At 47.1% G+C, this 26,638-nt stretch carries 18 protein-coding genes; 9 read left to right on the plus strand and 9 right to left on the minus strand.

The annotated features are described in order from the left end of the window. Nucleotides 1-4: 4 nt before the first annotated feature. Nucleotides 5-295, minus strand: coding sequence for a co-chaperone GroES (locus L865_RS0120795; RefSeq protein ID WP_028774987.1), 291 nt, complete (start codon nucleotides 293-295; stop codon nucleotides 5-7). Nucleotides 296-528: 233 nt separating this feature from the next. Here L865_RS0120795 and L865_RS0120800 point away from each other — a divergent pair, with 233 nt between their 5' ends. Together L865_RS0120800 and L865_RS0120805 are read left to right on the plus strand one after the other, a co-directional pair. Next, nucleotides 529-1,893, plus strand: coding sequence for an MATE family efflux transporter (locus tag L865_RS0120800; RefSeq protein WP_028774988.1), 1,365 nt, complete (start codon nucleotides 529-531; stop codon nucleotides 1,891-1,893). Nucleotides 1,894-1,923: 30 nt separating this feature from the next. Beyond that, complete coding sequence (locus L865_RS0120805; RefSeq protein WP_028774989.1) at nucleotides 1,924-2,574, plus strand: Qnr family pentapeptide repeat protein; 651 nt, start codon at nucleotides 1,924-1,926, stop codon at nucleotides 2,572-2,574. 125 nt (nucleotides 2,575-2,699) lie between these two features. Here L865_RS0120805 and L865_RS24675 read toward each other — a convergent pair whose 3' ends face one another. Further along, nucleotides 2,700-3,602 carry a polysaccharide deacetylase family protein gene (locus tag L865_RS24675; protein WP_051484724.1) on the minus strand — a complete coding sequence of 301 codons (903 nt, stop codon included), beginning with the start codon at nucleotides 3,600-3,602 and terminating at the stop codon, nucleotides 2,700-2,702. 103 nt (nucleotides 3,603-3,705) lie between these two features. Continuing rightward, nucleotides 3,706-4,650: a LysR family transcriptional regulator gene (locus tag L865_RS0120815; protein ID WP_028774990.1), complete on the minus strand. Its 945-nt coding sequence runs from the start codon at nucleotides 4,648-4,650 to the stop codon at nucleotides 3,706-3,708. 200 nt (nucleotides 4,651-4,850) lie between these two features. Between L865_RS0120815 and L865_RS0120820 the strand changes: the two genes are divergently transcribed. The 3 genes from L865_RS0120820 (at nucleotide 4,851) to L865_RS0120830 (ending at nucleotide 9,693) form a co-directional block, all read left to right on the plus strand. Next, nucleotides 4,851-5,933 (plus strand): efflux RND transporter periplasmic adaptor subunit, encoded by a 1,083-nt coding sequence (locus tag L865_RS0120820; protein WP_028774991.1) that lies wholly within the window; start codon nucleotides 4,851-4,853, stop codon nucleotides 5,931-5,933. Nucleotides 5,934-6,060: 127 nt separating this feature from the next. Beyond that, the gene (locus L865_RS0120825; protein ID WP_028774992.1) at nucleotides 6,061-9,135 is read left to right on the plus strand and encodes an efflux RND transporter permease subunit; all 3,075 of its coding nucleotides are present in this window, start codon (nucleotides 6,061-6,063) and stop codon (nucleotides 9,133-9,135) included. Nucleotides 9,136-9,336: 201 nt separating this feature from the next. Beyond that, entirely contained in the window at nucleotides 9,337-9,693 is a 357-nt protein-coding gene (locus tag L865_RS0120830) for a DUF6677 family protein (RefSeq protein ID WP_037471711.1), read from the plus strand. Nucleotides 9,694-9,777: 84 nt separating this feature from the next. On the opposite strand, the gene L865_RS0120835 is transcribed toward L865_RS0120830, so the two are convergent. The 4 genes from L865_RS0120835 to L865_RS0120850 form a co-directional block, all read right to left on the minus strand. After that, nucleotides 9,778-10,080 (minus strand): hypothetical protein, encoded by a 303-nt coding sequence (locus L865_RS0120835; protein WP_028774994.1) that lies wholly within the window; start codon nucleotides 10,078-10,080, stop codon nucleotides 9,778-9,780. Nucleotides 10,081-10,432: 352 nt separating this feature from the next. Continuing rightward, nucleotides 10,433-12,835: a zinc-dependent metalloprotease gene (locus tag L865_RS0120840; RefSeq protein ID WP_028774995.1), complete on the minus strand. Its 2,403-nt coding sequence runs from the start codon at nucleotides 12,833-12,835 to the stop codon at nucleotides 10,433-10,435. A gap of 219 nt (nucleotides 12,836-13,054) precedes the next feature. Then, nucleotides 13,055-16,750 carry a response regulator gene (locus tag L865_RS0120845; RefSeq protein ID WP_028774996.1) on the minus strand — a complete coding sequence of 1,232 codons (3,696 nt, stop codon included), beginning with the start codon at nucleotides 16,748-16,750 and terminating at the stop codon, nucleotides 13,055-13,057. A gap of 361 nt (nucleotides 16,751-17,111) precedes the next feature. Next, nucleotides 17,112-18,506: a PhoH family protein gene (locus L865_RS0120850; RefSeq protein WP_028774997.1), complete on the minus strand. Its 1,395-nt coding sequence runs from the start codon at nucleotides 18,504-18,506 to the stop codon at nucleotides 17,112-17,114. A 424-nt stretch (nucleotides 18,507-18,930) separates the two neighbouring features. On the opposite strand from L865_RS0120850, the gene rapA reads away from it, so the two are divergent. Together rapA and L865_RS0120860 are read left to right on the plus strand one after the other, a co-directional pair. Beyond that, on the plus strand, nucleotides 18,931-21,837 hold the full coding sequence (rapA, locus tag L865_RS0120855) for an RNA polymerase-associated protein RapA (RefSeq protein ID WP_028774998.1): 2,907 nt from the start codon (nucleotides 18,931-18,933) through the stop codon (nucleotides 21,835-21,837). A gap of 123 nt (nucleotides 21,838-21,960) precedes the next feature. After that, nucleotides 21,961-22,812, plus strand: a complete 852-nt coding sequence (locus L865_RS0120860) for a DUF3530 family protein (RefSeq protein ID WP_028774999.1) — start codon at nucleotides 21,961-21,963, stop codon at nucleotides 22,810-22,812. A 25-nt stretch (nucleotides 22,813-22,837) separates the two neighbouring features. Here L865_RS0120860 and L865_RS0120865 read toward each other — a convergent pair whose 3' ends face one another. Beyond that, the gene (locus L865_RS0120865) at nucleotides 22,838-23,338 is read right to left on the minus strand and encodes a YqhA family protein (RefSeq protein WP_028775000.1); all 501 of its coding nucleotides are present in this window, start codon (nucleotides 23,336-23,338) and stop codon (nucleotides 22,838-22,840) included. A 135-nt stretch (nucleotides 23,339-23,473) separates the two neighbouring features. Further along, nucleotides 23,474-24,280: a crotonase/enoyl-CoA hydratase family protein gene (locus L865_RS0120875; RefSeq protein ID WP_028775001.1), complete on the minus strand. Its 807-nt coding sequence runs from the start codon at nucleotides 24,278-24,280 to the stop codon at nucleotides 23,474-23,476. 362 nt (nucleotides 24,281-24,642) lie between these two features. Here L865_RS0120875 and L865_RS0120880 point away from each other — a divergent pair, with 362 nt between their 5' ends. Continuing rightward, nucleotides 24,643-25,638 (plus strand): response regulator, encoded by a 996-nt coding sequence (locus L865_RS0120880; RefSeq protein ID WP_028775002.1) that lies wholly within the window; start codon nucleotides 24,643-24,645, stop codon nucleotides 25,636-25,638. A gap of 13 nt (nucleotides 25,639-25,651) precedes the next feature. Further along, nucleotides 25,652-26,614: a GGDEF domain-containing protein gene (locus L865_RS0120885; RefSeq protein ID WP_028775003.1), complete on the plus strand. Its 963-nt coding sequence runs from the start codon at nucleotides 25,652-25,654 to the stop codon at nucleotides 26,612-26,614. Nucleotides 26,615-26,638 lie beyond the last annotated feature (24 nt).

Genomic DNA, 26,638 nt, shown 5'->3' on the forward strand with positions numbered 1-26,638 from the left:
ATAATTATTCCACGACAGCCATCAAATCTGACTCAGACAAGATCAGTACTTCTTCGCCGTCAATCTTCTCTTTCTTTACGCCGTAACCTTCGTTAAAAATAACGGTGTCACCCACTTTAACGTCCAGTGGTTGTACGCTGCCATTTTCAAGAATTCGGCCATTGCCTACAGCAAGTACTTCACCGCGAGTTGACTGCTCTGCCGCACTACCTGTTAGTACGATGCCACCGGCAGATTTTGACTCAACTTCTGAACGCTTAACGATGACGCGGTCATGTAATGGACGAATATTCATCTATGGATTCTCCTAATGATTTTTTGGTCCAACAAACGTTGGCGGGTTTATCAATGAATGCGACCAGCTTTTTCAGCCAATAATCGCCGCAAGATGTTCGATATATGGGGGTCATACCATGCAGATCCAAGGGCTTTACAAAAAAAATCTCAAAAATTTTAGCTGGGCTTTAAAAATATGTCGGGAATCCTGATAGAATTGCCGTCCCGCAGTAGACTAGGCAACACATTCCCATGAAAGACAGACACGGGCTGCTTACCCAGCCAATTGGTCGTGTACTGCTAAATATGAGCCTACCCAACCTGATTGGTATTTTGACCATTCTCGGGTTCAGTCTCGTTGACACTTTTTTTATCAGTCAGCTAGGTACAGAAGCCTTAGCGGCAATCAGTTTTACCTTTCCGGTTACCTTAATTATTTCTAGCGTGGCAATTGGTATTGGCGCCGGCGTATCAACCAATTTAGGCCGCTTAATTGGTGGCGGTAACGCCCCCAAAGCCAAAGTATTTTTACACGATGCTTTGCTACTGACTTTTTTACTCATTGCCCTGCTGGCCATCTTGGGCAGCTTATTTATCAACCCACTGTTTAGCTTGCTGGGCGCCAATGCAGGCAGCTTGCCGCTGATCAGCGATTACATGTTGATTTGGTATTTAGGCGCGCCCATATTAGTGCTACTGATGGTGGGAAATCAGGGGTTGCGAGCTACTGGTGACACCCGCTCGCCGGCTAAAATTATGGCCTTGGCGGCGATCATCAATGTGATCCTCGATCCGTTACTGATTTTTGGTATTGGCCCGTTTCCACGTTTAGAGATCCAAGGCGCTGCCATTGCCAGCGTGATCTCTTGGTTAGTGGCGCTGTCGTTGTCGAGTTATTTGCTCATTTTCAAACGCCATTTGGTGGAGTTTGCCGGTATTTGTCGTAAGCGGTTAATTTGCAATTGGAAACAACTGGCACATATTGCCCAGCCTGCGGCATTAATGAACCTACTTAACCCGTTAGCGAATGCCATGATCATGGCGATGCTGGCGCGTATTGACCATAGCGCAGTGGCCGCGTTTGGTGCCGGAATTCGCTTAGAATCGGTCCTACTAATACCTGTGATGGCGTTGTCATCAAGCTTAGTGCCTTTTGTGGCGCAAAACTTAGGTGCCGGCCAAACCCAGCGGGCTCACCACGCGCTGATGCTTTCGCTCAAGTTTGTATTTGTATTCCAAAGCTTACTGTATTTACCGCTATTTTTTGCGGCGCAACCCATTGCAGAGTTGTTTAGCAATGATGCCCAAGTAATTGATTGGCTAAGCTTTTACATTTGGGTGCTACCGGTGGCTTATGGTCCGCTTGGGATCATCATTTTAGTGGCCACCAGCCTCAATGCTTACCATCGCCCTATGGCATCACTGACATTAAACGTATGCCGACTGTTTTTGGTCATGTTGCCACTGGCCGCACTGGGCTCAAAACTTGGCGGTGTTGAAGGCTTACTGCTCGCTTTACCCATCAGCAATGCACTGATGGGCTTGGCGTGCTATCTGCTTGCCATGCGAATTTCTGAACCCGAAAAGAGCTCAATTGTGGCTCAACTGCGGGAATAAAATCGACTCATAATAGCCACAGGAGCGGCGATGTTAGTTAGGCAACACACCTATGTTGACCATGATTTTAGCAGCGAAGATCTACAAGGAGCACGCTTCGAGCATTGTCACTTTTATCGTTGCCGCTTTAGTCGTTGCGACTTAACTGACGCACAATTTAGCCACTGCCGCTTTAGCGAAACTGGTGACAATAGTGGCTGCCAATTCGACTATGCCCAGCTAGAAAACGTCCGTTTCGAACACTGCCATTTGGCGATGAGCCGCTTTGTGGGTGCCCAGTGCAATGACATCCATTTAAGTCATTGTAATTTACAAGGTGCGGACTTTGATCGCTGCAGCTTTGGCAATCAATTGGGTATCGACACCTATGTTTGTAGCGCTCGCATCGAACACTGCAACTTGCGTTATGCCAACTTTGAAGATGTCCGCTTGAATCAATGCCATCTCAGTCACAACAATTGGCAGGGGGCTAATTTGGTGGCGGCGGATATGAGCGGTGCCGACCTCAGTGGTGGCCAATTCAGTGCCGAGCAATGGGGCAGTTTTACCCTGCGTTATGCTAATCTCGCCGATGTCGACTTAACCGGACTCGACCCACGTAAAGTCGACTTAGAAGGCGTGATGATTCAAGCTTGGCAACAACCACAACTGCTGGCCAGCTTGGGTATTGTGGTTAGCTAAACCTATGATCAACTAAAATTATAGTCAGCTAAATTTATAGTCAGCTAAATTTGCAGTCAGCTAAATTTGCTGCCAGCCAAATTTGCAGCCAGCTAAATAACTTTCCAAAGCCTAAAGGGGTTACCCTAATCACTGGCTACCGCGCTGCCCGTTGGCTGCGGCGCTTTTAACAGTGTATCTAGGCTGACCAATTGATAACCCAGCGCTTGATAGTGTTCGATAATCACCGGTAATGCTTGCACCGTGGCACTGCGATTGCCGCCATCATCATGCATCAAGGCAATCATTTCTGGATGCGCTTGGCTTATCACTGTCTGACTGATGTGCTTCGCGGTGATGGCTTGTTCATCCCAGTCGCGGGTATCTACCGACCACAGTACCGTTCGCATCCCCTTTTGCGCCAGCATTAACACCTGCTCATCGCTGATTTCACCAAACGGTGGCCGGTAAAATGCTGGCTGGTCGCCAGTAACTTTTGCTAAGGCTTGGTTGGTGGGGGCGATTTGTTGCTGCCACAACTGTTTAGCGCTCAATGCAGCGCCATGGGGATGCGACCAGCTATGATTGGCCACGGTGTGCCCGGCTTGCAGTGCACGGGTGACAATCGCGTGATTAGCAGCAATTTTATTACCCATCCAAAAGAAGCTGGCTTTGGCTTGATGTCGGTCCAAAATATCTAAAATAGCGCTGGTGTACTGTGACGGCCCATCGTCAAAGGTAAGTGCAATTTGTCGCTGCTGACCCCAGCCTTCAACAAAATACACATCCACAAATTGATTGGCTTGACGGGTCAGCTCACTCTGATTGACGGCCACACCCGTAACAGAGTCACGCAGATAGACGCGTTGCTTGTGGGTATGCAATGCTGAGGAGCTAGCATCGGTTGACTGAGTGTCAGCCAGCGTATGCCCTGCGGGTGCAAGCAACGCTAATAATAGCAGTGTACCCTTAGCCAATTGGCTTATCTTTGTCGCTGTAACTGCAGCTAAATGTGTTGCGATTCCATGTCCTTGACTCAGTAGTTTCATCAATATCCCTTTGTTTTTATTAAGGCTAAACACTCGCCAGCCAGCTTAACAAATTGACAGTATCGACACGGGATTTATTGGTGGAGATTTTAAAAAAGTGTTTTTATTTCCAGGCTTTAATGGAGCCGCCAAGATACGCATCTTCCTGGCACAGCTGGGTTTTCTCACACTCTTCAATGGCGTTCATCACATGGTCAATAAAGCGCTGGCTGGCCATGCTGATAAAGCGCCGAGATGGATAAACTAAAAAGCATTTGCCTTCATAGGGTTCGACGTCAGGGAACAGCATTTCTATTTGACCATCATCCACAAAAGGTTGGGCAAAAGGCAGTGGCATCATGGCAATACCGCGCCCAGCAATGGTGGCTTCAAGGCAAGTTTCAAGAATATTAACGCACAGGTTGCCCTTAACACTGATGATGCGATCTTTGCCAAAAGGCACTTCATTAAAAATTTGGCCATTGGGGTAGCGAAATAAAATACTGTTGTGTTCTGGCAAGTCGTCGGGACTTTGCGGTCTGCCTGCCCGTGCAAGATACGCTGGGCTGGCATAGAAATGCACGGTTTCGCTAAATAGGTGCCGCGCCACCATCTCATTTTCGTTAAACGAGTCTTCGAGCATAAATGCCAAATCGATATTGTTGCGGATCATATCTTTTGGCTCACCACTGACAATAATCTCCACCGTGAGCTCGGGATGCAGATCCATAAATTCAAAAATGGCCTGGGTGATCATCAGCAGTTCTGGGATTGGGAAAATTAAAATGCGTAAATGGCCAGACACCTCTGTTTGCTCACCAGTCAATTCAGACATGGTGCGCTCTAGTTCCGCCAGCATCACTGTGGTTTTGTCATAGAAGTGGCTACCTGATGCGGTTAATGTCATCGCTCGACTTTGTCGATGAAATAGCTTTACCCCCAGCTCTTCTTCCAGGGCATGCAACCGGCGGCTAAGCGTTGATTTAGGCAAGTTAAGGATATCAGCAGCCTCAACTAAACTGCCGGTTTCAACGATACGGTGAAACAGCGCGACATCTTCGGTTTTCATAACAATCCACTACCTATTTTCGAACAAACCCTCAACCTTCATTATACACATTGCACACGATACGCCGATGAGATCAAGGGATTATAGTTTCATTATTTGGAATTCATGATTCCATATAATTCCATTTTATACAACTCTGGTTACTGTTATTGTAGCGCCTAATTAATACACACTGTTACACCTGACACGGGATTCAACTTATGAAGCACTTGCCCACTACCCTATCACTTATCGTTCTTGCCTCAGTATTAGCGGGTTGTAGCGCCGAATCTATTGAAACTCCAGCGCCGACAGTGCGGCCAGTTAAACTGGTTGAAATCGCCGATGCCCATGCGGGCGCTATCAGACAGTTCCCCGCAAAAGTCGCCGCGACTAAACAGGCCGATCTGGCTTTTAGGTTATCGGGTCATTTAGTGGAATTTGCCTACCTTGAAGGCCAACATGTTAAAAAAGGCACGGTATTGGCCAGATTGGACAGCCGTGATGCCAGCAACACTTTGCTTAACCGTGAGGCCGATTATGAATTAGCCGCCGCCGACTTTGAGCGTAAAGGAGAGTTACTGCGCCGTGAGCTAATCTCTCAAGCTGAATACGATACCGCACAAGCACAATTAAAATCGTCACAAGCTAACCTTGCCAGCGCGCAAGATCAGCTTAGCTATACCGAACTCAAGGCACCGTTTGATGGCACGATTGCTAAAATTTCCATTGATAACTATCAGATGGTACAAGCCAATCAGACTATTTTGGTCCTGCAAAAAGACCGTAACATTGACGTAGTGATTCAAGTGCCTGAGTCACTGGCGAGCACGATTACCCGCTTTAACCCTAACGCGAGTAGTCAACCTACCGTGCGCTTTGCTACCAAGCCTGAGTTGTCATTCCCAGTAAAGCTTAAAGAGCATGCCACCCAGGTCACACCAGGTACGCAAAGCTACGAAGTGGTATTTACCCTGCCACAACCCACTGACATTAACATCTTACCGGGAATGAGTGCTGAGCTTAGCTTAGATGTCTCTAACCGCAATGCGAATGGCATGACCTCAGTATTACCGGCCAGTGCGATTATTAAACGCGACACTGACGGCGAAAACATTGTTTGGACCTACAACGCAGATAGCGGCAAGGTTCACGCTCAAATAGTGACCTTAGGTAAGGTGACTACCCAAGGCATTGAAATCACTCAAGGTGTAAAAGCTGGCGATCAAGTCGTGGTGGCTGGCGTGCAATACCTTGCAGAAGAGCAGAAAGTTAAGCCACTTCGTTGGCAGCGAGGGGTCTAGGACTCAACCCCACTTTTTAACTCCCCGTGACTCACACTTTATCTGCTGCTGTTGCTAGTACAATCGCAGCCAGATAAGGCGTGGGTGCTGCCAGCCAAGTTGGCGTTTTGACTAAGAGATTTTTTCAATGAATTTTGCAGAATATTCTATCACTCACAAAGTGATCAGCTGGATGTTTGCCCTGCTTTTACTGGTAGGCGGTTCAGTGTCATTTTTCAATTTAGGACAACTGGAGTTTCCTGAATTTACCATCAAACAGGCGTTGGTCGTTACCGCCTACCCTGGGGCATCGCCAGAGCAAGTTGAAGAAGAGGTCACCCTGCCCTTAGAGGATGCCTTACAACAACTTGAGGGCATTAAACATATCACGTCCGTTAACAGTGCGGGTTTGTCGCAAATTGAAATCGAGATGGATGACACCTTTGACGGTGAGCAGTTACCGCAGGTATGGGATGAGGTGCGCCGTAAAGTCAGCGACAAAACCATCGAGCTGCCACCCGGGGTATTAACCCCCAAAGTGATTGATGACTTTGGTGATGTGTACGGTATTTTGCTTAATGTCAGTGGCGATGGTTATAGCGACCGTGAGCTGCAAAACTACGCCGACTTTTTACGCCGCGAATTAGTGTTAGTTGATGGTATTAAAAAGGTCACCATTGCTGGCAAAGTGATGGATCAAGTCGTTGTGGAAATGTCTCAGCAAAAGCTCAACGCGCTAGGGCTCGACCAAGACTATATCTATAGCCTGATCCAGAGCCAAAACGTGGTATCTAATGCCGGCAGCATTCTCGTGGGTGACAATCGTATTCGCATTCACCCAACGGGTGAGTTCAACAAAGTTGAGCAGATGGAGCGCTTGCTTATTAGCCCACCGGGCAGTGCTAAATTAATCTACCTAGGTGATATTGCTACCATCTACAAAGACGTTGAAGAAACCCCAGAGAGTATTTACCACGCAGATGGTAAGTCAGCGCTGTCTATTGGGATTGCATTTGCCAGCGGCGTAAATGTGGTTAACGTGGGTGCGGCGGTAAATGCCCGCATGGATGAGCTACATAGCGAGCTGCCAATCGGCATGTCATTAGACACCGTTTATGATCAAAGCCAAATGGTTGATGATACGGTCAGTGGCTTTTTGGTTAACTTGGCCGAATCTATCGCGATCGTCATTGGCGTGCTGTTGATTTTCATGGGCGTGCGCTCAGGCTTGTTAATGGGACTGGTGTTACTGCTGACCATTCTTGGCACTTTTATCGTGATGAATGTGCTCAACATCGAGCTGCAAATTATCTCACTTGGGGCACTGATCATTGCATTGGGGATGCTAGTCGATAACGCCATTGTGGTCACCGAAGGTATTTTGATTGGCATTAAACGGGGTAAAACCCGCTTAGAAACCGCTAAAAGCGTGGTGTCACAAACCCAATGGCCACTCCTTGGCGCCACCATTATCGCCATTATCGCTTTTGCGCCCATTGGCTTATCTGGCGACTCCACGGGTGAGTTCTGTGTGTCACTGTTTCAGGTGTTGCTGATTTCACTGTTTATCAGTTGGATCACCGCAATGACGCTCACGCCGTTTTTCTGCAACCTGATGTTTAAAGATGGCGAAGTGACTGCGGATGAAGATGAGAAAGATCCTTATCAAGGTTGGCTATTTACCCTTTATCGCCACACGTTAAACTTGGCAATGCGTTTTCGTTCGGTCACGCTGCTACTGATCATCGCTGCGCTAGTCACTGCCATCATTGGCTTTGGCCAAGTGAAGAATGTGTTCTTCCCAGCCTCAAATACGCCAATGTTCTTCGTGGATGTTTGGATGCCAGAAGGGTCTGATATTAAAGCTACCGAAAAACTGCTATCACGAATTGAAGCAGACATAATGCAGCAGCAAGTGGACCATGATATCGGCCTGACTAACTTAACCACAGTCGTCGGCCAAGGTGCACAGCGATTTGTGTTGTCTTATGTCCCAGAAAAGGGCTACAGCGCGTACGGTCAGTTACTGATTGAGATGCGAGATTTAGCCACCCTTAATCAATATATGCGTAAACTGGAAGTGGAGCTTAGCCGTCGCTACCCAGAAGCAGAATACCGCTTCAAATATATGGAGAACGGCCCTAGCCCCGCGGCTAAAATTGAAGCGCGCTTTTATGGCGAAGATCCACAGGTGCTGCGTCAACTTGCCGCCCAAGCAACCGCAGTACTCAATGATGAACCGACCGCAGTGAGTGTGCGTCACAACTGGCGCAATCAGGTCAATCTAATAAGACCGCAGCTAGCATTGGCCCAGGCCAGAGAAACCGGTATCAGTAAGACCGATCTGGATAACTCATTGTTAGTTAACTTTAGCGGTAAACAAATTGGCACTTATCGTGAAAACAGCCATCTGTTGCCGATTATTGCCCGTGCACCTGCCAGTGAACGACTCGATGCTGAGAGTATTTGGAAGCTGCAAGTGTGGAGTTCAGATAACAATACGTTTGTGCCTGTGACACAAGTGGTCACTGACTTTACTACCGAGTGGGAAGATCCGCTGATTATGCGCCGCGATCGTAAACGCGTGATTTCAGTGTTAGCCGATCCGGTTAATGGCACCAACGAGACCGCTGATTCGGTGTTTAGAAAAGTCAGAGCCGATATTGAGGCGATAGCACTGCCAGCAGGTTATGAGCTGGAATGGGGTGGCGAATACCAAACATCCCTTGAAGCACAGGAGTCAGTGTTTAGCTCGATTCCTATGGGTTACCTGGCGATGTTTATCATCACGGTACTGCTATTTAACTCAGTCAGACAACCTTTGGTCATTTGGTTTACGGTTCCGCTGGCGGTCATTGGTGTTGTTGCAGGCCTACTGTTATTTGATGCACCGTTTAGCTTTATGGCTATGCTCGGCATGCTTAGCTTAACCGGGATGATCATTAAAAATGGCATTGTATTGGTGGATCAAATTAACCTTGAACTCAGTGAAGGGAAAGCGCCTTATCAGGCTGTGGTTGACTCGTCAGTGAGCCGTGTTAGGCCGGTATTGATGGCAGCCATCACCACCATGCTGGGCATGATCCCCCTACTGTCGGATGCCTTCTTTGGTTCAATGGCCATTACCATCATATTTGGTTTAGGTTTCGCGTCAGTACTTACACTGATTGTGCTACCTGTGACCTACACCTTAGCCTTTAGGATCCCTTATTCTAAGGCGTAACCCGTTGCTTCCCGGCAAGCCCAGTCCCAATGTTCTCATTGGGTTGGGCAGCTTAAGCTACCAGTGACCACATCTGTGCTTAAACACACTATGAAACACTTCAGTGAACATATGTTCACTGAAGTGATATAATTTACTTTCAGCTTATCGTAAAATAAGCCAGATCGATGGTATTTTGTTTTGTCTAGTGGGAAGGAACCTATGCATCGCGCTGCTAAAGCTGCACTTTTATCCGCTTTTATCTGCCCAGGCTCGGGGCACTTCTATTTAAGGCGTTACAACAGAGGAACGCTGATCTCTTGCTGCGCCTTGTTAGGCTTAGGCTTTTTGTTAGTACAAGCCGTACACCAAGCAAGAAACATTATCAGCGAATTTACCAAAGGTAATATCAAGCTAGATCTCAGTGAAATATATGCCTTAGTGTCGCAATCGAGCAACGTCACCAACGATATGTGGGTTAATGTCGCCACCGTTATGTTTGCGGGCGCATGGCTATACGGCATTGTAGATGCCTACCGCATCGGCCGTAAAGATGAGCAATCACTATCATCTATCTAGCCCCGAAAAACCGGCTTGTTGTTGCCACGATCAAAAAAGCATGCCTAGGCATGCTTTTTTAGATTTGTTGGCAATGATACTGAATTAACTTTGTTTTTTATGTGCTGCTGTTTTAGAAAAGTCATGTTCAATGGTAGTGACTGTGTTCACCACAGGCGCGGCATCGTTTTGCTCAAACTGATACTGCTGATTTGCCGCTGTCGTTTTAGAAAAGTCATGACGGGTTGAAGCTTGCTTAACAAAATTCTGCTTCGCTGCCGCATTTTGACTAAATTGATAGCTTGATTTCGCCGCTGAGGTTTTAGAAAAATCAGGAATATCCGCCAATGTAGGGCTAGAGATCACGGCGAGTGTTACTGCTAGGGTCGCGCTGGTTAACAACTTCATATACAACTCCAATCTTATTGACCACAAGTAATTAACAACCACTTTAAAGTAATTGACAAGCGCTGTGAAGATTTTCTGCACAAATCATGCAAATTGATACATCTGTTGCTAATATACCGCGAACTGCCAAAGCCAAAAATACTGCATAAAGTAATAAAAAAGACACCACAGCAATCACTTAAACTAGTCAGCACACATAGTTTAGATAAAAACACCAACTGAATAGCTTTTAGACAAAAATGCAAGCAGACGTGTCAAAGGGCTATTTATTGTTAACAACTGCGCCATTATTGGTCAAATTAGTACAAAAAAGGCTCCAAAATGGAGCCTTTAACGTCATGACACTAAACCGCTAAATAGGTGAACCCGGTGGTAAGGCCAGCGGTTTATCAATCATTGTCACTTTGCTGTCAGCCAAGGCTTTGGTTAACCGTTTCTCCAACCAAGCAAAATGGGCAGCCTCATAAGCACTGCTACGTTTCACTTTACGCGATAGCTGTTTTAACGCGTATTTGAGTCTGTCATAGAGCTGTGCTTTAACCTCGCTACTCGTGTCTGCATGATGATAGCTAGCCAATAACTGCTCTAACACCACAGCGTTCACTCGCATCCATACGCCCAACTCGCGGCCTGTGGGAATATCTTCATACAAGGTGGCGCCTAGCACTTGGTTAACGAGCTTAGGTACTGACAGCTGCTCTTTATCGTTCAGATAACCTTGATTAACACGATTAAGACGGCTCGGCGCCAGCATCTGAGTTAATGTATGGCGACTTAATACTTCTGCCATGCCAATGGGGTCGTTAACTACACCGACGCCAGAGTCAAAACTCTCCCGCGTAGCGTAGTAGTTACCCGATTTAGGCACTAAGCTTTCGCTGAGACCTTGGGGCAACACCAATTGCGCTGGGCTTAAGGTGGCAATCAGCGCATCGGCAGCCCCTTGTTGTAACTCTGGTGCCAAATAATGCCACTCTTTACCGTCTTCACCTTCTGCATATTGATAATCGACACCACCAATAAACTTGGCAGCGGCGGCGATCTGATAACGGGTCAGCAGATAAATCGGTACGAAGCTGTCTCTGAGTTCACCATAGGGTTGGCCTTGCAGTAACACGCTATCGGAGAAGTTGCTGATGGCTTGCTGACGTACTTCACCTAAACGTTGCAGTTCGGCAACGGGATCGCTGCCGTTATCCCACAAGCTGGCATAGGCATGGCTAGCGCCCAAGGCACGTGAATCAGCTTCTCCGATATAACGTAACCCTTGGCGCTGAGCACTTTGACGTAGCTCAGCCAAATGCGCTTGCTGTGCATCGCTATCAGCCATTTCGCTATAGCCGTAAGCCACGGTATAAAGATCCCAAGCACCTAGCCCTTCATCATAGGGCTGACTGATATCAATTTGCTGGCCATTGAGGCTCACTTTAGGGTGAGGATAATCCATCACTGATGCATTGTTGTTACTGGATGCGGCAAAGTTATGATCTAGGCCTAGGGTATGGCCAATTTCATGGGCGGAAAGTTGACGTATACGTGCTAGGGCTAGCGCGCTCGCGGCTTGCTCTGCCGCTTCACGATCTTGCCAACCTGCGGTTAATCCTCGGGCAATAAGATGATCTTGGCGCACTCGTTGGCTACCTAAAGTCACATGACCTTTAATGATCTCACCGGTGCGAGGATCGGTAATCGCGCTGCCGTAAGACCAGCCGCGTGTTGCCCTGTGTACCCATTGAATCATGTTATAACGAATATCTTGCGGATCGGCATCTTCCGGTAACAGCTCGACCTTAAAACCATCAATAAAGCCTGCTTCGGTGAAAGCTTGCTCCCACCAGCGTGCGCCATCGAGCAGTGCTGTTCTTATCGGCTCAGGCACCCCCGGATCTAAATAATAGGTGATCGGTTTAACGACTTCGCCTGGGGCATCGCCTGGGGTAACTTTTTGCAAACGATGTCGTAGCAGGTGACGCTGCACTATGTCTTGGTTAACCAAGGTGGCATAGTCAAGGTAGCTGTCGGACAGATAGCCACTCATAGGATGATAAGCGCGCGGGGTAAAGTTATCATCGGGCAACTCAATGAAGGAGTAGCGCATACGGATAGACATAAACTGGCCATCTGGCGTCACTTGCTTAACATATTTACCTGACTTATCAGCATTAAATGTCAGCAGTACATCTACATCACTGTTTTTCTCAAACGACTTCACTCCTTCAGGCAGGATCAATGAGCGCTCAGTGTCTAAACGATATTGCCCTTGATCACGTGCCGCCAGCATTTGGGTTACGCCGTGCAGATCATTAATGACTAAATCATTGATAGCCACGAGTGCACGTTTACCTTCTACCAGTTTTCCACGCCACAACACCGACTCGGCAAAAGCTTCTTTCACCGCCCGTTGTTCAGCCAGATTGTCTGTGGTCGCACGATACTGGGTATTGAGTTGCTTAAGTACCAAATAGGGACCATGGCGTTCAAACTGCACCAGACGGGTATAACCCAATTGACCACGGTCTAAGCCGATATCATTGGATCCTACGCCGTGTGGCAAGCTGGTCAGCATAAGGAAAGGTTGATTGAGTTTGTTTGCTTCGAGATATAACTGGCCGTCAGCTTTAGCATAAAAGAGGTTGATAAACCCGGTAGCCGCTTGGCTTTGCTTGATAATCTTGCTGCTTGAGGTTGCCGCAAAGGCATCGACACAGGGCGCCGTGGCCAGCACAACGGCTAGCGCAACAGTTGAGAGCTTCATTTATTCTCCTTGTAAGGGCACGGCAATTTGCGAGTAGCTTTTTCTGTTGTGGTTGTCACTACATGGGACGGCAAATTGCTTGATCAAAATGGCTTTAACACAATCAGTTTCAGGTAGAGTTGTTGCGCTAAATTTAACCACTAGCTTAAACAGCTAATGGCCAAGCCTCAAGTGTAAATGTTTCATCTTTGCTTGAGGCGGCCATACATTAGGCTGGGGCTAGCTTTTTTGGTTGATCCAATGGGTTAAGGTGTCGAACAATTCATTGAGAACGATCGGTTTGGTGATGTGAGCGTTCATGCCTGCTGCCAAGCTTTTCTCGCGGTCACCTGACATCGCGTGGGCGGTCATGGCAATGATCGGTAGCTCTGTGGCGCTGTATTGCTTACGCAGCTCTTGCGTGGCGGTTAAACCATCCATAACCGGCATTTGAATATCCATCAATACCGCATCATATTTTCGCTTAGCAATCATATTGATAGCAATTTGGCCATTGTCAGCTACATCGACTTCATAACCGGCACTCTTAAGCAGTTCAGTGGCGACCTGTTGGTTGATAAAGTTGTCTTCCACCAGCAAGATATCACCGCTTTGCTCGGTTTCACTCTCTTTTGGCAGCTCTTTGACCGGATTCAATGCCGGTTTATCAATGAACGCAGAGATGATTTCATCAAACAGTGCCGATGCTTTAAATGGTTTTTGCAACATGGCAAAGATGTTGGCCTTGTCGGCATCTTCTTTGAGTGGCTCAGAAGCATACGCGGTCATCATGATGATCACAGGGCGCTTGTCTAAACGACCATCGGCAACCATCGCATCAAGCTCGCGAATCACTTCAATACCGTCCATTTCTGGCACCATCCAGTCTAGCAACAGCAAATCGACCGGCTTTTTACTTAGCTTAAACAGGGCTTCTGCGCCCGTGGCTGCAGTATCAACATCAAAATGGAAGTCACGCATAACCGTCGAATAAATTTGCAGCGCTGTCGGGTTATCGTCGACCACTAAGGTGGTGAGGTTATCGAGCACTTCCGGCACCACTAAAGGTTTAATCTCTGCTTCTTCTGCAATCTCAAAGCTGATGGTAAAGCTAAAGGTACTGCCCACGCCAATCTCACTTTGCACCTGCATGGTGCCGCCCATCATGGACACTAAGTGCTTACTGATTGACAAGCCTAACCCTGTACCGCCGTACTTACGTGTGGTTGAGCCATCGGCCTGGGCAAAGGCATCAAACAGGTTCATTTGCTGTTCTTTACTGATACCAATACCGGTATCACGCACCCAGAACTTCAAAGTAATGCGGTGATCGCGCTCACCGACATCTTCACAACCCAGTTCAATCTCACCGGTTTGGGTGAACTTGACCGCATTAGACAGCATGTTAATCAGGACTTGCCCTAAACGCAGTGGATCGCCTTCTAGGATCAAACCTGCGGTGACCGGAGCATACAATAACAGTTCAACGCCTTTCTCTTGCGCCTTCAGCGCGTTGAGATCGAGCGCATGATCAAGCACTTTGCCCAGCGGGAATGACACCCGCTCTAGCTCAAGCTTACCAGCTTCAATTTTAGAGAAGTCGAGAATATCGTTAATGATCCGCAGCAGTGACTGCGCCGAGAAACCGGCTTTATCAAGGTAGTCTTGCTGTTGTTGGGTCAGCGATGTGCGCTGAGCCAGCTGCAACATCCCAATGATGGCGTTCATTGGCGTGCGAATTTCATGACTCATGTTAGCCAGGAATTCACTCTTATATAAGTTCGCCGATTCAGCATCTTGCTTAGCTTCTAACAGCGCCACCTCGTTACTCTTATGGCGGGTAATATCTTTATGGGTACCAACCATACGCTTAGGTTGTTTTTCCGCGGTAAACTCAACCACACGACCACGGGAAAGCAACCAATGGTATTGACCGGTTTTGCCGCGCATTCTAAATTCAATATCGTAAGCGCCAATGGGGTCGGCAAGATACGCTTCACGGTACTCTTCTACGCGAATCCGATCATCTGGGTGTATCAGATCGTCCAAGGTTGAGACCAAGGCGGGGAACTCATTGCTCTTGTAGCCCAACATTGAGTAATAAGCTGGATTACAGATGATCTGCTCTGAATCCAAGTACCAATCCCACAGACCATCTTCTACCGCATCCATCGCTAAATGGTAGCGCTCTTCTGAAAGGCGCAGCTGCTCAGCCGACTCATATTCTCGGGTGACATCACGCCATACGGCAATCAAACCCAACAACTCACCACGACGGTTGTAGAATGGCAGCTTGAGAATATCGAGCAACACTGGCTTACCGGCCAACTCGACTTTTTCTTGATAGCGCAGCGGAGTACGCTCCAACAATACCCGTTCATCTTCCGCACGAATTCGTGCCGATTGCTCATCACTGGTCAGCTTGATTGAGTCTTGACCAATCATCTCGCTTTCGCTGTAACCCAGCATGCGTTCAGCGGACTTGTTGCAACCTAAGTACTTACCTTCTTTGTCCTTAAACACAATCGCTTCGGGAATAGAATCAAGTAACGATCGCAGCAAAGCGTATTCTCGTTCACGGCGTTCCGTGGTCTCTTTTAGCCGCTCGGTACGCCGGGCAACCAGCTTATCCAAGCGCCTATTTTGCTCTGCAAGGTGTCGGGTATATTGCTGGTTCTCTTCAAAAATCCGACTCACCAACTGGAACCACGGCTCCCAGCCTGGAGTGATCTTCTCCGGCGGTTTACGCGGCGTTTGTGAGCAGCTTTCTAGGTGCGTCAGCAACCTCGATGCCGGGCTTACAAAAGAGCGGCGAGTTTGCCAATGCACAATGGTCACCAATACCGATAAGGCAATCACCACTAAGATAAAGGTCAGCTCTAACTTGTCCCAAGACTCACTAAAAAGATCGCTCTCTTTTTGCAGATACAATAAGCGCCACGGGGCATTTTGTAGCGCCACTGAGTGAATGTAGTAACCGTTGCGAATAATGCCTTCATGGGCTGAATACAGCTCAGATTCGGGCACCGAGTGCAGCTCTGATGGGATCTTTTGGCTGATGTGATATACCCGATTAATGTCATCGGTATCTGTGCCGCTGTGCGACAGAATATTGTTGCGCTGATCGAGCAAAATAACCGTGCCGGGCATTTTAAAGTACAAGCGCATCTGCTTGGCCAGCGAGGCTAACGTCATATCCAAATTGATAGAGCCGATAGACTCATCTTCAAGATAAATAGGCACACCAAGCGTGGTTAATAGACCTTTGTCAGTTGGCTCCACATATGCTGGGCTCCAAAAAACGGTGCGCTGTGGATTCATTGCTGGGGTAGCCAGTTGGAACTGGTTTTTATTCAGTAACTCTTCTCTAAATCGCTGCTCATCTGAGGGCCAAGGGTAATAGGACATGATGCGGCGCTTAGAGATATAGTAGATCGAAGAGGCTTTCGGCGCGGCTTCGGTCGCGACCGGAAACGATAGCGACAACTCAAATAGCATCTCTAATTCTTGATAAAACTTATCACTGCGACCATTAAGCGATCCAGAGCCTGTGATGCGTCCCATATTGGTAAACGGCTCACCACTTTGGGCATAACTCGGTTCTAGGGTAAAAAACTGACCGCTTTCATTAAACTTTTCATATTGCGGCAGCCGCTCACTGCGCACTAACTCACCTAAGCGAAGATGATCTACAGCCACATTACGCAAGCTTTTTACCGCACGAATGCTGGATTCTAATAACAGATCGATCTGCAATACATGGCGCTCGACCAACTCCTCACGCTGCTCCATCATGGTGGTCTTTTGGCGTTCAAAGAAAAACCATGCGGTTAGCAATGCCATAATGATCACACCTATATAGGTGTAGAACACGGCGCGGTTGTAGTTTTTCTGTATCGGCGACTTCAGTTGAAGATCCGGCTCAGTTGATTTCATCAATTACCCTTGAGAACAGCTATGAATACACGGCTGGTCCATGCCGTGTCTTAATCAATTCCTCATATAGTATCAGGAACATAGATCAATGGAATACTCTATATTACCCCACAACAACAATTATCAATCTACGACAAAGGCCGCAAAAACAAGCACACCGAACCAAAATTGCAGCTTAGCAAAATCAACTTAGCGAAGCGGAACTGATAATCTGTGATATCAAAGACACGTAAACTGTGGGATTAGTTCAATATCTGCCTGACAGATATTAGTATAAAAAACTGAAAAACCGGAAATAAAAGGCCACGAATAACGTGGCCTAAGTCAAAAACTATACGAAATACGGACGGAAACGTAGCGGTTATAGATTTTCCTCGGCAAACTCTGCCAAGCGTGAGCGCACAACCCCGTTTAGGTAGACGTTGGCACTGCCTTCAAAGTCTTTAAATCGTTCGACAATATAGGTCAATCCCGAGGTCACTGGCGTCAAGTAATTAGAATCGATTTGCGCCAGATTACCGCCGCATATCAGCTTAGTGCCCTCACCCATGCGGGTGATCATGGTTTTGATTTGCGATGCGGTCAGGTTTTGACACTCATCGAGAATCACCACCGAATTTTGAATCGAGCGGCCGCGCATAAAGTTAATCGACTTAAACTGAATATTGGCCTTATCCATGATGTAATTCATACTGCCACTCGGGTTAACATCATTTTTATGCAGCACTTCTAGAGTATCGGTGATCGCCGCTAACCAAGGCGCCATTTTCTCCTCTTCGGTGCCCGGTAAGAAACCAATCGACTCTGCAATCTCGGGGGTGTTTCGCGTGACAATGACTTTGTCATACAGGCCCCTCTCCACCACCATTTCCAACGCCGCAGCCATCGCTAATAGGGTTTTACCACAGCCTGCTGGGCCGGTTAAAATGACCAAATCAATATCTGGATCCAGTAAGGCTTGCAGCGCCATGCCTTGGTAGATATTTTTTGGCCTAATTCCCCACGCATCGAGGTTAAGCAATCTATCTTTGCCTAAATCGAGAATTTTGACATCTTCGGTCGGCGGCGCCATCACTCGACCACAAAAATTAGATTCTTCGTCAATTAAATACTGATTGGTATAAAAGTGCTCTTCTCCCACCTCGTCAGTGGGCACCGTATGAATGGTTTGTCTGCCATGACTTTCGGTCGATACATGCTCTTTACGTGCCCAAAAGTCGCCTTCAAATTGATGAAAACCTTTGGTTAAAAAACGAATATCGTCAATTAACTGATCGGTTCGGTAGTCCTCTACATGTTGGATACCTGCCCCTTTGGCTTTGAGGCGCATGTTGATATCTTTAGTGACGAGTACGACTTTGCGAGGTTGGTGCTGAAGCTGCAAATGTAAGGCTGTGTTGATGATGCAGTTATCGTTATTGTCACCGGGTAGCGATGCTTGCGTATTATCGATTTGGTGATCGGGGAAAATAGAAAGTGTGCCGTTGGCATCACTGTGGTCTTCACGGCGTGGCAGCGGTACGCCTTGAACAATTTGTTCGGGTGTGGTCTTGCCCCCTAAAATATCTTCTAATGCACGGATGGCGACCCGGGCATCTCGGCTTACATCTCGTTTTCTATCTTTAATTACATCCAGTTCTTCTAGAACCGTCATTGGCACGACTACATCATGTTCCTTAAAAGAATAAATCGCTAAAGGTTCATGCAGTAGCACGTTGGTATCCAGTACAAACAACTTTCTGTCGTCTTGTTCCATGGCGCCTCCAAATTGTGCAATATTTTTAATTTAACGAAATAAAACGAACTCCTATTTTGAAAAGTGGAAATGACTTATGCCTAATCTCATACTGCCAGCATATTTCCAACTCATCAATGCTCCAATTAAGTTTTTCACTCGTAGGCAAATCATAAATAGCCTGCCTAGATGACAAACAGATGACTACGGCCCTGATGGGCTTATGCCCGCTCAAATAACCAACAAGTCGTACAATATCTGTCACCCAAGGTAGTACCAAAACCTGCCAACGACAAAGCAGCAAGCCAATAAATATCAATTGCTGAATTTGTAATCTATCGTGTTGGCCATTACGCTAATATTAGCGGGTTCAATTTTCAAAATGCTCGCGATTGGTATAACATACGCGCCCCCTTGTGATTCACCCAGTAAATGAGAAATATTGATGCCCTTTTCTTTAGGTCAACGTTGGATAAGTGATACCGAATCAGAGCTTGGTTTAGGTACGGTAGTTGGAATTGAAGGCCGTATGGTCACACTTATGTTTCCTGCCACGGATGAGAACCGCATGTTCTCACGTAACGATGCCCCATTAACCCGTGTTATCTACAACCCGGGAGACAGTATTGAGAGCCATGAAGGTTGGAGCTTAACTGTCAGTGAAGTTGAAGAAAAAGATCAATTAATCATTTACCACGGTAGCCACAATGACACCGGTGAGGCTGTGAGTCTGCGAGAGACCTTGCTTAACCACAACATCCGTTTTAATAAGCCGCAAGACCGTCTGTTTGCTGGGCAGATCGATCGCCTTGACCGTTTCGGTGTGCGTTACCAATGCCAGTTACTGCGCCATAAATTGGCAACATCAGACTTACTTGGCTTGCAGGGCCCACGAGTTGGACTGATCCCACACCAACAATGGATTGCCCATGAAGTTGGACAGCGATTTGCTCCGCGGGTGTTACTGGCCGATGAAGTTGGTCTAGGTAAAACCATTGAAGCCGGTTTAATTATTCATCAGCAGCTACTCACCGGCCGTGCTGAACGCATCTTAGTGATTGTGCCAGACACTTTGCGTCATCAATGGCTAGTGGAAATGCTTCGCCGCTTCAATTTACGTTTTTCCGTGTTTGATGAAGATCGCTGCGTTGAAGCCTATGCCGATAACGACAACCCATTTTACACCGAACAACTGGTCATCTGCTCACTTGAACTGCTGCGTAAGAAAAAGCGCCTCGATCAAGCACTCGATGCAGACTGGGACTTAATGGTGGTTGATGAAGCCCACCATTTAGAGTGGACCGAAGAGGCACCAAGTCGTGCCTATCGTGTTGTTGAAGCCTTAAGTGAAGTGGTACCTGGAGTATTACTGCTTACCGCAACACCGGATCAATTAGGTCATCAAAGCCACTTTGCGCGCTTACGCTTGCTCGATCCTGATCGCTTCTACGACTACCAAGCATTTTTAAATGAAGAGCAAAGCTACAAAGAAGTTGCCAGTGCGGCCGATGCGCTCAGCAGCGGTAAGCAACTCAGTGACGAAGCCGTCAACAGCCTTACAGAACTACTGAGTGAAAAAGACATCACACCAACGCTGCGTCTGATTGAAGATGACAGCTTAGATATCGACCTGCGCAACAGCGCCCGTGATGAGTTGCTACAAGAATTGCTCGACCGCCATGGCACCGGCCGCGTGTTGTTCCGTAATAGCCGTGCATCAGTAAAAGGCTTCCCGGTTCGCCATTTCCATCCACACCCTCAGGCTATGCCGCAGCAATATGTGACTGCTGCGAAAGTCGGCGCAATGATGAATGGCCACTTAGATACCCAAGGCAAAGTTAAACAGGCCCTTAGCCCTGAGAAAATTTACCAAGAATTTGAAAGTTCTAGCGCCAGCTGGTGGAAGTTCGATCCGCGAGTTGATTGGTTGATTGATTTCCTTAAAAACCATCGCAGCAAGAAAGTGCTGATTATCGCTAGCCAAGCAGAAACGGCATTGAGCTTAGAAGAAGCCCTGCGTACCCGTGAAGGGATTCAAACCACGGTATTCCACGAAGGCATGTCGATTATTGAGCGAGATAAAGCCGGCGCCTACTTTGCACAAGAGTCTGGTGGTGCTCAAGCACTTATCTGTAGTGAAATTGGCTCTGAAGGTCGTAACTTCCAGTTTGCCAGTCACTTGGTATTGTTCGATCTACCACTGAACCCTGATTTGCTTGAGCAGCGTATTGGTCGCTTAGACCGGATTGGGCAAAACAACGACGTTGAAATTCATTTGCCTTACCTCGCGGGTACTGCGCAAGAGTCATTAATGCAGTGGTATCACCAAGGCCTTAACGCCTTTGAGCAAACCTGCCCCAGTGGCCACATCTTATTTAATGAATTTGCTGAAGAGTTATTAAGTCAACTCGTGGCGCCAGATAGCGACAACATGACTTTGCTACTCAACCATACTCAGACGCGCTACAAAGAGCTAAAGCTCGCAATGGAACAAGGCCGCGATAAACTGCTAGAGATTAATTCTCACGGTGGTGAGCGCGCCAATAAGTTGGTTAACGAGTTAGCTGCCAAAGATGAAGATACTCACTTAATTGGCTCAGTGATCCGGCTATGGGATATTATTGGTGTAGAGCAAGAAGATAGCGGTGAAAATGCCATCGTACTGCACCCTAGCGAACATATGATGTTCCCAACCTACCCAGGGTTGCCAGAAGATGGCATCACGGTGACTTTCGATCGTAATGTGGCACTATCTCGAGACGATATCGCTTTGATCACCCAAGAGCATCCGCTAGTACAAACCGGCCTGGATTTAATTACTTCTTCTGAAACCGGCACCACGAGTGTGGCAGTGCTGAAAAACAAAGCGCTACCCGCAGGCACCATATTTCTAGAGTTGATCTACATGGCCGATGCCTCTGCACCTAAATCGAGCCAGCTGTATCGTTACTTGCCGCCTACACCAGTACGTATCTTGCTGGACAAAAACGGCAATAACCTATCGGACAATGTCAGCTATGACAGTTTTGATAAGCAGCTTAGTGCGGTCAATCGTCATATTGCCAGCAAACTAGTCAATGCTTCACAAGCCTTATTGCATCCACTGCTCAGCACCGCGGCCGAGTTTGCAGATAAAGAGCTAACCCTACTTGCAGAAGGGGCACGAGCTAAAATGACCGAGCAGTTAACCGGTGAATTGGAGCGACTGGAAGCATTAAAAGCTGTGAACCCCAATATTCGTGATGAAGAGTTGAGCCATTTAACCGAGCAGATGGCTGAGCTAAACGGCTATATTGATAACTGCCAACTGCAACTTGATGCCATTCGACTTGTACTGGTTAGCCACGCTTAACCTACGCTAGCTTGATAACCAATTAAGCCTCAGTTTCTACTGGGGCTTTTTATTTTTTGCGCTACAACTAATCGGCGTTGATTGCTATTATACTTGCTCTATATTCATTCAGTATTGTCGACTATGCCACATCTCTTGACCGCTACGCTTGTGCTACTCAGTTTGCTGTTCAGCCACTCATTAAGCGCTGAATCATCTCGGTATGATTATCTTGATGCCAAAGAAGTGGTGAGCCTAGGCAATGATGACAGCGGCCAAGCATTGGTGAGGTCGTGGCGTGGTAAGCATCAATTTGGCGCGGCAATTCTAGTGGCTGATTTTGGCGCCCATGCTGATGAAGCTGGTGTGGTGCAGTATATACGTCGCCACATTAATCCTCAGGGGTGGGCCAGCATTGCTATCACACCACCAGCTGCAATTTCGCCGGCAAACTATGCCACTGAGGCGAGTGAAGTCGCCAAGGCTGGCAAAAAGCAGCTCAGTGAACAAAATAATAAACCACTAAAAAAATACTCTGACGAGCAGTGGCAAAAACTCACCGACACCCAAGTTAACCAACTAACAGCCACGTTAGATCAGCTCGACAGTGTCGGGGCAGCTTATCCGGGCAAGCGCATGCTGATCACCTTAGATCGCAGCGCAGGAGTGGTGATTAGCTTGCTCAGCGAGAGCAAGTTGCCTAAGCCAGATATCTTAGTAGTGATAAATCCTTACCGATTTCGCGATCAGGAAAACCAGCTCATCCCTGAGCAACTCGCTCAGCTCGACATTCCTATTTTAGACATTCAATCTAACGACGGTCACAGCGCCTCACAAGCCACTGCCACCCAGCGCAAAGCATTAGCGCCGATGGCAGCACCACTGCGCTATGAGCAGCAATATTTGTCGTTAAATATTAATCAAAGTGCCAGTTGGCCAGATGTGATGACATTGATAGCAGGCTTTGGTCGTCGTATCGACAAAGCCTACCCATAAGCTTCAATGTTGTTGGCTTTGCGCTTTAGCTCGGCTTATCTTTACTGAGCATCAGTGCTAATGCTACCAGCACCACAATGATGCCCATATAAAGTAACTCTAGCATCGACTCTGGCTTCATTTCAGTAAAGTAGGAGAACACTTTGATGATTAACATCATCAAAATCACTTTGCCTAATTTGCTCTTGAGTGAATCAATGCTGCTAATTTGCAATATTTTACCGCCGGTCTCACTTTCTTCTGCGGCATTGAGCTTACTGATAAACAGCTCATACAAACCAAAGGCAAATATCAGTAACACAGAACCTAATAGGAAAGTATCGAGGATCTCTACCACCACCATCACTAGCTCATTGCGCACATCATGACTGCCTGACATGAGATAGTGCCATAGCAGCTCAACCATGTGCACCACATCTTTAACGCCCATGATAAACACCACAAACGCGCCAGCAATACAGGCAAATACCCCTAACATTACGGATAAACGGCTACCCCATAAAAACCGTTCAAACAAATTTTGCATTATCTAAAGTCCTTGATATTCAACATTAAGCTGCATAATAGCAATCCCTTGTGACAACGTCATTTTTGCCTTGAGATTAGGCGCTAAACCAACAAAGCCAAAATTTAGCCACATCGCTTGGCCGCACTCTGAGACTTACCACCAAGACTGGCGCTGCTTATAGGGTTTATCGGGATGTTTACCTTGCCGCTGAGCTGCCACCACGCGATTTTTGCCTGCAAGTAAACCAACCTGAAACCGTGACTCACGGCTTAATAGACGGCGGATACTGTTAGTCCAATTGCGATTGATACTGTGCTTAATCGCCGCATTGGCATCAGGCGAGGTACGCATTAATTCTGTCGCCAGTTGCTTGGCCGCTTCAATGGGTGCCGCTTCTACTCGAGTCACTAAGCCTAATGCCTTGGCCTCATTGCCAGAGTATATTGCAGCTGTCATCGTCATCAGCATCGCCTGATCTTTACCAACCAGCTCGCGCAAACCAACTAGCCCCGCCATGTCAGGCACTAAGCCCCACTTAGCTTCCATAACCGATAGTTGGCTATCAGGACTGGCAATACGGTAGTCACATCCCAGCGCAATCTGCATCCCGCCGCCGTAACAGATGCCGTCAATCGCACAAATCACCGGCACCGGTAAACAGCGCCAACCAATGGACACTCGCTGCGCTAGATTGGCGTTGCCAGGCAACCATTTAAATAGCAATTTAACTGCCTGCATCGCCGATGACATTACGCTTTTGACATCGAGACCGGAGCAAAAGTTGTCACCATGGCCAAATAACACCACCGCCTGCACATCGCGCCGCTGACTGATCTGCTTGATCGTTTGATCGATGCGAGTAAACATCTCAAAGCTCAGCGCGTTGTATTTGTCAGTACGATTAAGCCCCACCATGGCTAATCCCTGATGGATATCTAAGGTTACGAGTGTTTGCGTCATTGTTTTCCCTATAACTGGTCTGTCCACTCTTTGAGGTTAACATATTTGGCTTCATTGGCTAAAAGTTATAACATTGCGTAATAAATTTGACTGACGTCAAAATACCGTCTCTAGGATTTGTGCAGAGGTTTCAATCTGATAGTCAGGCGATTAACATTATGTTCACGCTATATCGATACACTTTACGATATAAAAATCGACAACATATAGCACAAAAAAGGGAGCCTCAATGCGCCATTGATGGGCATTAGGTCGTAAAGTTAAACAAATAAAATATTTGCCCATCACAGCAAATCGACATACGAAATGTTGATTTAAGTGTTATCTTCAATATATGGGTAAATTAGGATGTTGATAAGAAAATGTCGATCCCAGTGCTAATTTGTGATGATTCTGCGCTAGCAAGAAAGCAGATGGCCAGAACCCTGCCTAAAGAGTGGGACGTGGATATTACCTTTGCCAATAACGGTGCAGAAGGGATTGATGCGATCCGCGCTGGTAAAGGTGAAGTGGTGTTTCTCGACCTTAATATGCCGGTCATGGACGGCTACGAAGTACTTGAAACGATTCAAAAAGAAGATCTGCCTGCACTGGTAATTGTGGTGTCTGGCGATATTCAAATCAAAGCCCATGAGCGCGTCAAAGCAATGGGCGCACTCGATTTCATCCAAAAACCAGTCAGTGCCGATGCCATTAGCAATATCCTCCAAGAGTACGGCATATTAACCATCGCATTAGGCGAAGACAGCAACGAGAGCCCAATGATCGAAGTCGATCTTCGTGACGCTTGCCAAGAGGTTGCCAATGTTGCCATGGGACGGGCTGCCGACTTACTCGCAAAGCTACTTGATGTCTTTGTGCTCCTGCCCATCCCTAACGTTAACGTATTGGAAGTCAGTGAACTAACAATGACGTTAAAAGCCACTGAAGAGAGCGGCACGGTATCAGCGTTATGCCAAGGCTTTATCGGTGCTGGTGTTGCTGGCGAAGCCTTACTGCTATTTCATGATTCATCATTTCAAGATATGGCTAAACTCATGGGCCTCGCTAACCCGGAAGATACCAATACTGAAACTGAAGTGATGATAGATACTGGCAATGTGCTGATTGGCGCGTTTCTCAGTGGTATTTCTGAACAGTTGCATATGAAATTTAGTCAAAGCCACCCAGTAGTGATTGGCAGACATTGCACTGTGAACGATCTCATTCATGATAATTCGGAAAAATGGGCGCGTACCTTAGCCATGGAGATCAACTACCGAATCGAAGACCATGATGTGCAATGCGACCTGTTGCTACTATTTACTGAAGACTCATTACCTACGCTGAATTTTAAGCTAGGTTACCTGTTAGATTAGGCTGGATATCCGCATGGCTCATGATCAAAGCGCAATGAACGAACTGCACTGGCTCATCGATATGGTGCAAACCATTGAGGTTGGCTTAGTGGTGTTAGATCGTAATTATAATATCCAGCTGTGGAATGGTTTTATGGAAAACCACAGCGGTGTTTCGCCTAACTCAATTAAAGGTAAAAACCTGTTTGAACAGTTCGACTACCTGCCAGATGAATGGCTTAAACAGAAAATGGAATCGGTTTTTCTATTAAAAAACCGTGCCTTTATTAGTTGGGAGCAACGACCCTACGTATTTAAGTTTGGTAACTATCGACCCATTACTGGTCGAGCCGACTTTATGTACCAAAATGTCACTCTTTTGCCGCTGTCATCGCTCACTGGGCAGATCACTCACATCAGCATGATTGTCTACGATGTCACCGACGTTGCCATCAATAAACTGCAATTAAAATCCGCCAATGAGCGCTTAGAACACCTCAGCCAAACCGATGGCCTAACTCAATTACATAACCGCCGTTATTGGCAGCTATGCATGCAGCGAGAATTTGAGCGCCATAGCCGTTACGGAGATGATACCAGCTTGGTCATGTTTGATATTGACCATTTTAAACGTATCAACGACACCTTTGGTCATATCGCGGGGGATAAAGTGATTCAACATATCAGTCATATCCTCAAACAGTCGCTGCGTGAGACCGATTGTGCTGGACGTTATGGCGGTGAGGAGTTCTCGGTGGTACTGGCCAACACTTCAGCTAAAGATGCACTGACCTTTGCTAACCGCTTAAGAGAGCAAATTGCCGAGTCGGAAATGCGCTATGAAAGCGCCGTTATAAAAATCACTGTCAGTATGGGGATTTGCGATCTCAGCACTAGCTTAAATAACAGTGGTGAATGGCTATCTCGGGCTGATCAAGCTTTATATGATGCCAAAGAAGCTGGCCGTAACTGCTGCATGATATACCAACAAAAATAGCCATAAAAAAAGCCCCTTACGGGG

The organism is Shewanella waksmanii ATCC BAA-643 (genome assembly GCF_000518805.1).
Lineage (GTDB): Bacteria > Pseudomonadota > Gammaproteobacteria > Enterobacterales > Shewanellaceae > Shewanella > Shewanella waksmanii.

Excerpts from the sequence above, each read along its gene's own strand:
- L865_RS0120795 (WP_028774987.1), bottom strand. The coding sequence starts at position 295 with ATGAATATTCGTCCATTACATGACCGCGTCATCGTTAAGCGTTCAGAA.
- L865_RS0120800 (WP_028774988.1), top strand. The coding sequence starts at position 529 with ATGAAAGACAGACACGGGCTGCTTACCCAGCCAATTGGTCGTGTACTG.
- L865_RS0120805 (WP_028774989.1), top strand. The coding sequence starts at position 1,924 with ATGTTAGTTAGGCAACACACCTATGTTGACCATGATTTTAGCAGCGAA.
- L865_RS24675 (WP_051484724.1), bottom strand. The coding sequence starts at position 3,602 with ATGAAACTACTGAGTCAAGGACATGGAATCGCAACACATTTAGCTGCA.
- L865_RS0120815 (WP_028774990.1), bottom strand. The coding sequence starts at position 4,650 with ATGAAAACCGAAGATGTCGCGCTGTTTCACCGTATCGTTGAAACCGGC.
- L865_RS0120820 (WP_028774991.1), top strand. The coding sequence starts at position 4,851 with ATGAAGCACTTGCCCACTACCCTATCACTTATCGTTCTTGCCTCAGTA.
- L865_RS0120825 (WP_028774992.1), top strand. The coding sequence starts at position 6,061 with ATGAATTTTGCAGAATATTCTATCACTCACAAAGTGATCAGCTGGATG.
- L865_RS0120830 (WP_037471711.1), top strand. The coding sequence starts at position 9,337 with ATGCATCGCGCTGCTAAAGCTGCACTTTTATCCGCTTTTATCTGCCCA.
- L865_RS0120835 (WP_028774994.1), bottom strand. The coding sequence starts at position 10,080 with ATGAAGTTGTTAACCAGCGCGACCCTAGCAGTAACACTCGCCGTGATC.
- L865_RS0120840 (WP_028774995.1), bottom strand. The coding sequence starts at position 12,835 with ATGAAGCTCTCAACTGTTGCGCTAGCCGTTGTGCTGGCCACGGCGCCC.
- L865_RS0120845 (WP_028774996.1), bottom strand. The coding sequence starts at position 16,750 with ATGAAATCAACTGAGCCGGATCTTCAACTGAAGTCGCCGATACAGAAA.
- L865_RS0120850 (WP_028774997.1), bottom strand. The coding sequence starts at position 18,506 with ATGGAACAAGACGACAGAAAGTTGTTTGTACTGGATACCAACGTGCTA.
- rapA (WP_028774998.1), top strand. The coding sequence starts at position 18,931 with ATGCCCTTTTCTTTAGGTCAACGTTGGATAAGTGATACCGAATCAGAG.
- L865_RS0120860 (WP_028774999.1), top strand. The coding sequence starts at position 21,961 with ATGCCACATCTCTTGACCGCTACGCTTGTGCTACTCAGTTTGCTGTTC.
- L865_RS0120865 (WP_028775000.1), bottom strand. The coding sequence starts at position 23,338 with ATGCAAAATTTGTTTGAACGGTTTTTATGGGGTAGCCGTTTATCCGTA.
- L865_RS0120875 (WP_028775001.1), bottom strand. The coding sequence starts at position 24,280 with ATGACGCAAACACTCGTAACCTTAGATATCCATCAGGGATTAGCCATG.
- L865_RS0120880 (WP_028775002.1), top strand. The coding sequence starts at position 24,643 with ATGTCGATCCCAGTGCTAATTTGTGATGATTCTGCGCTAGCAAGAAAG.
- L865_RS0120885 (WP_028775003.1), top strand. The coding sequence starts at position 25,652 with ATGGCTCATGATCAAAGCGCAATGAACGAACTGCACTGGCTCATCGAT.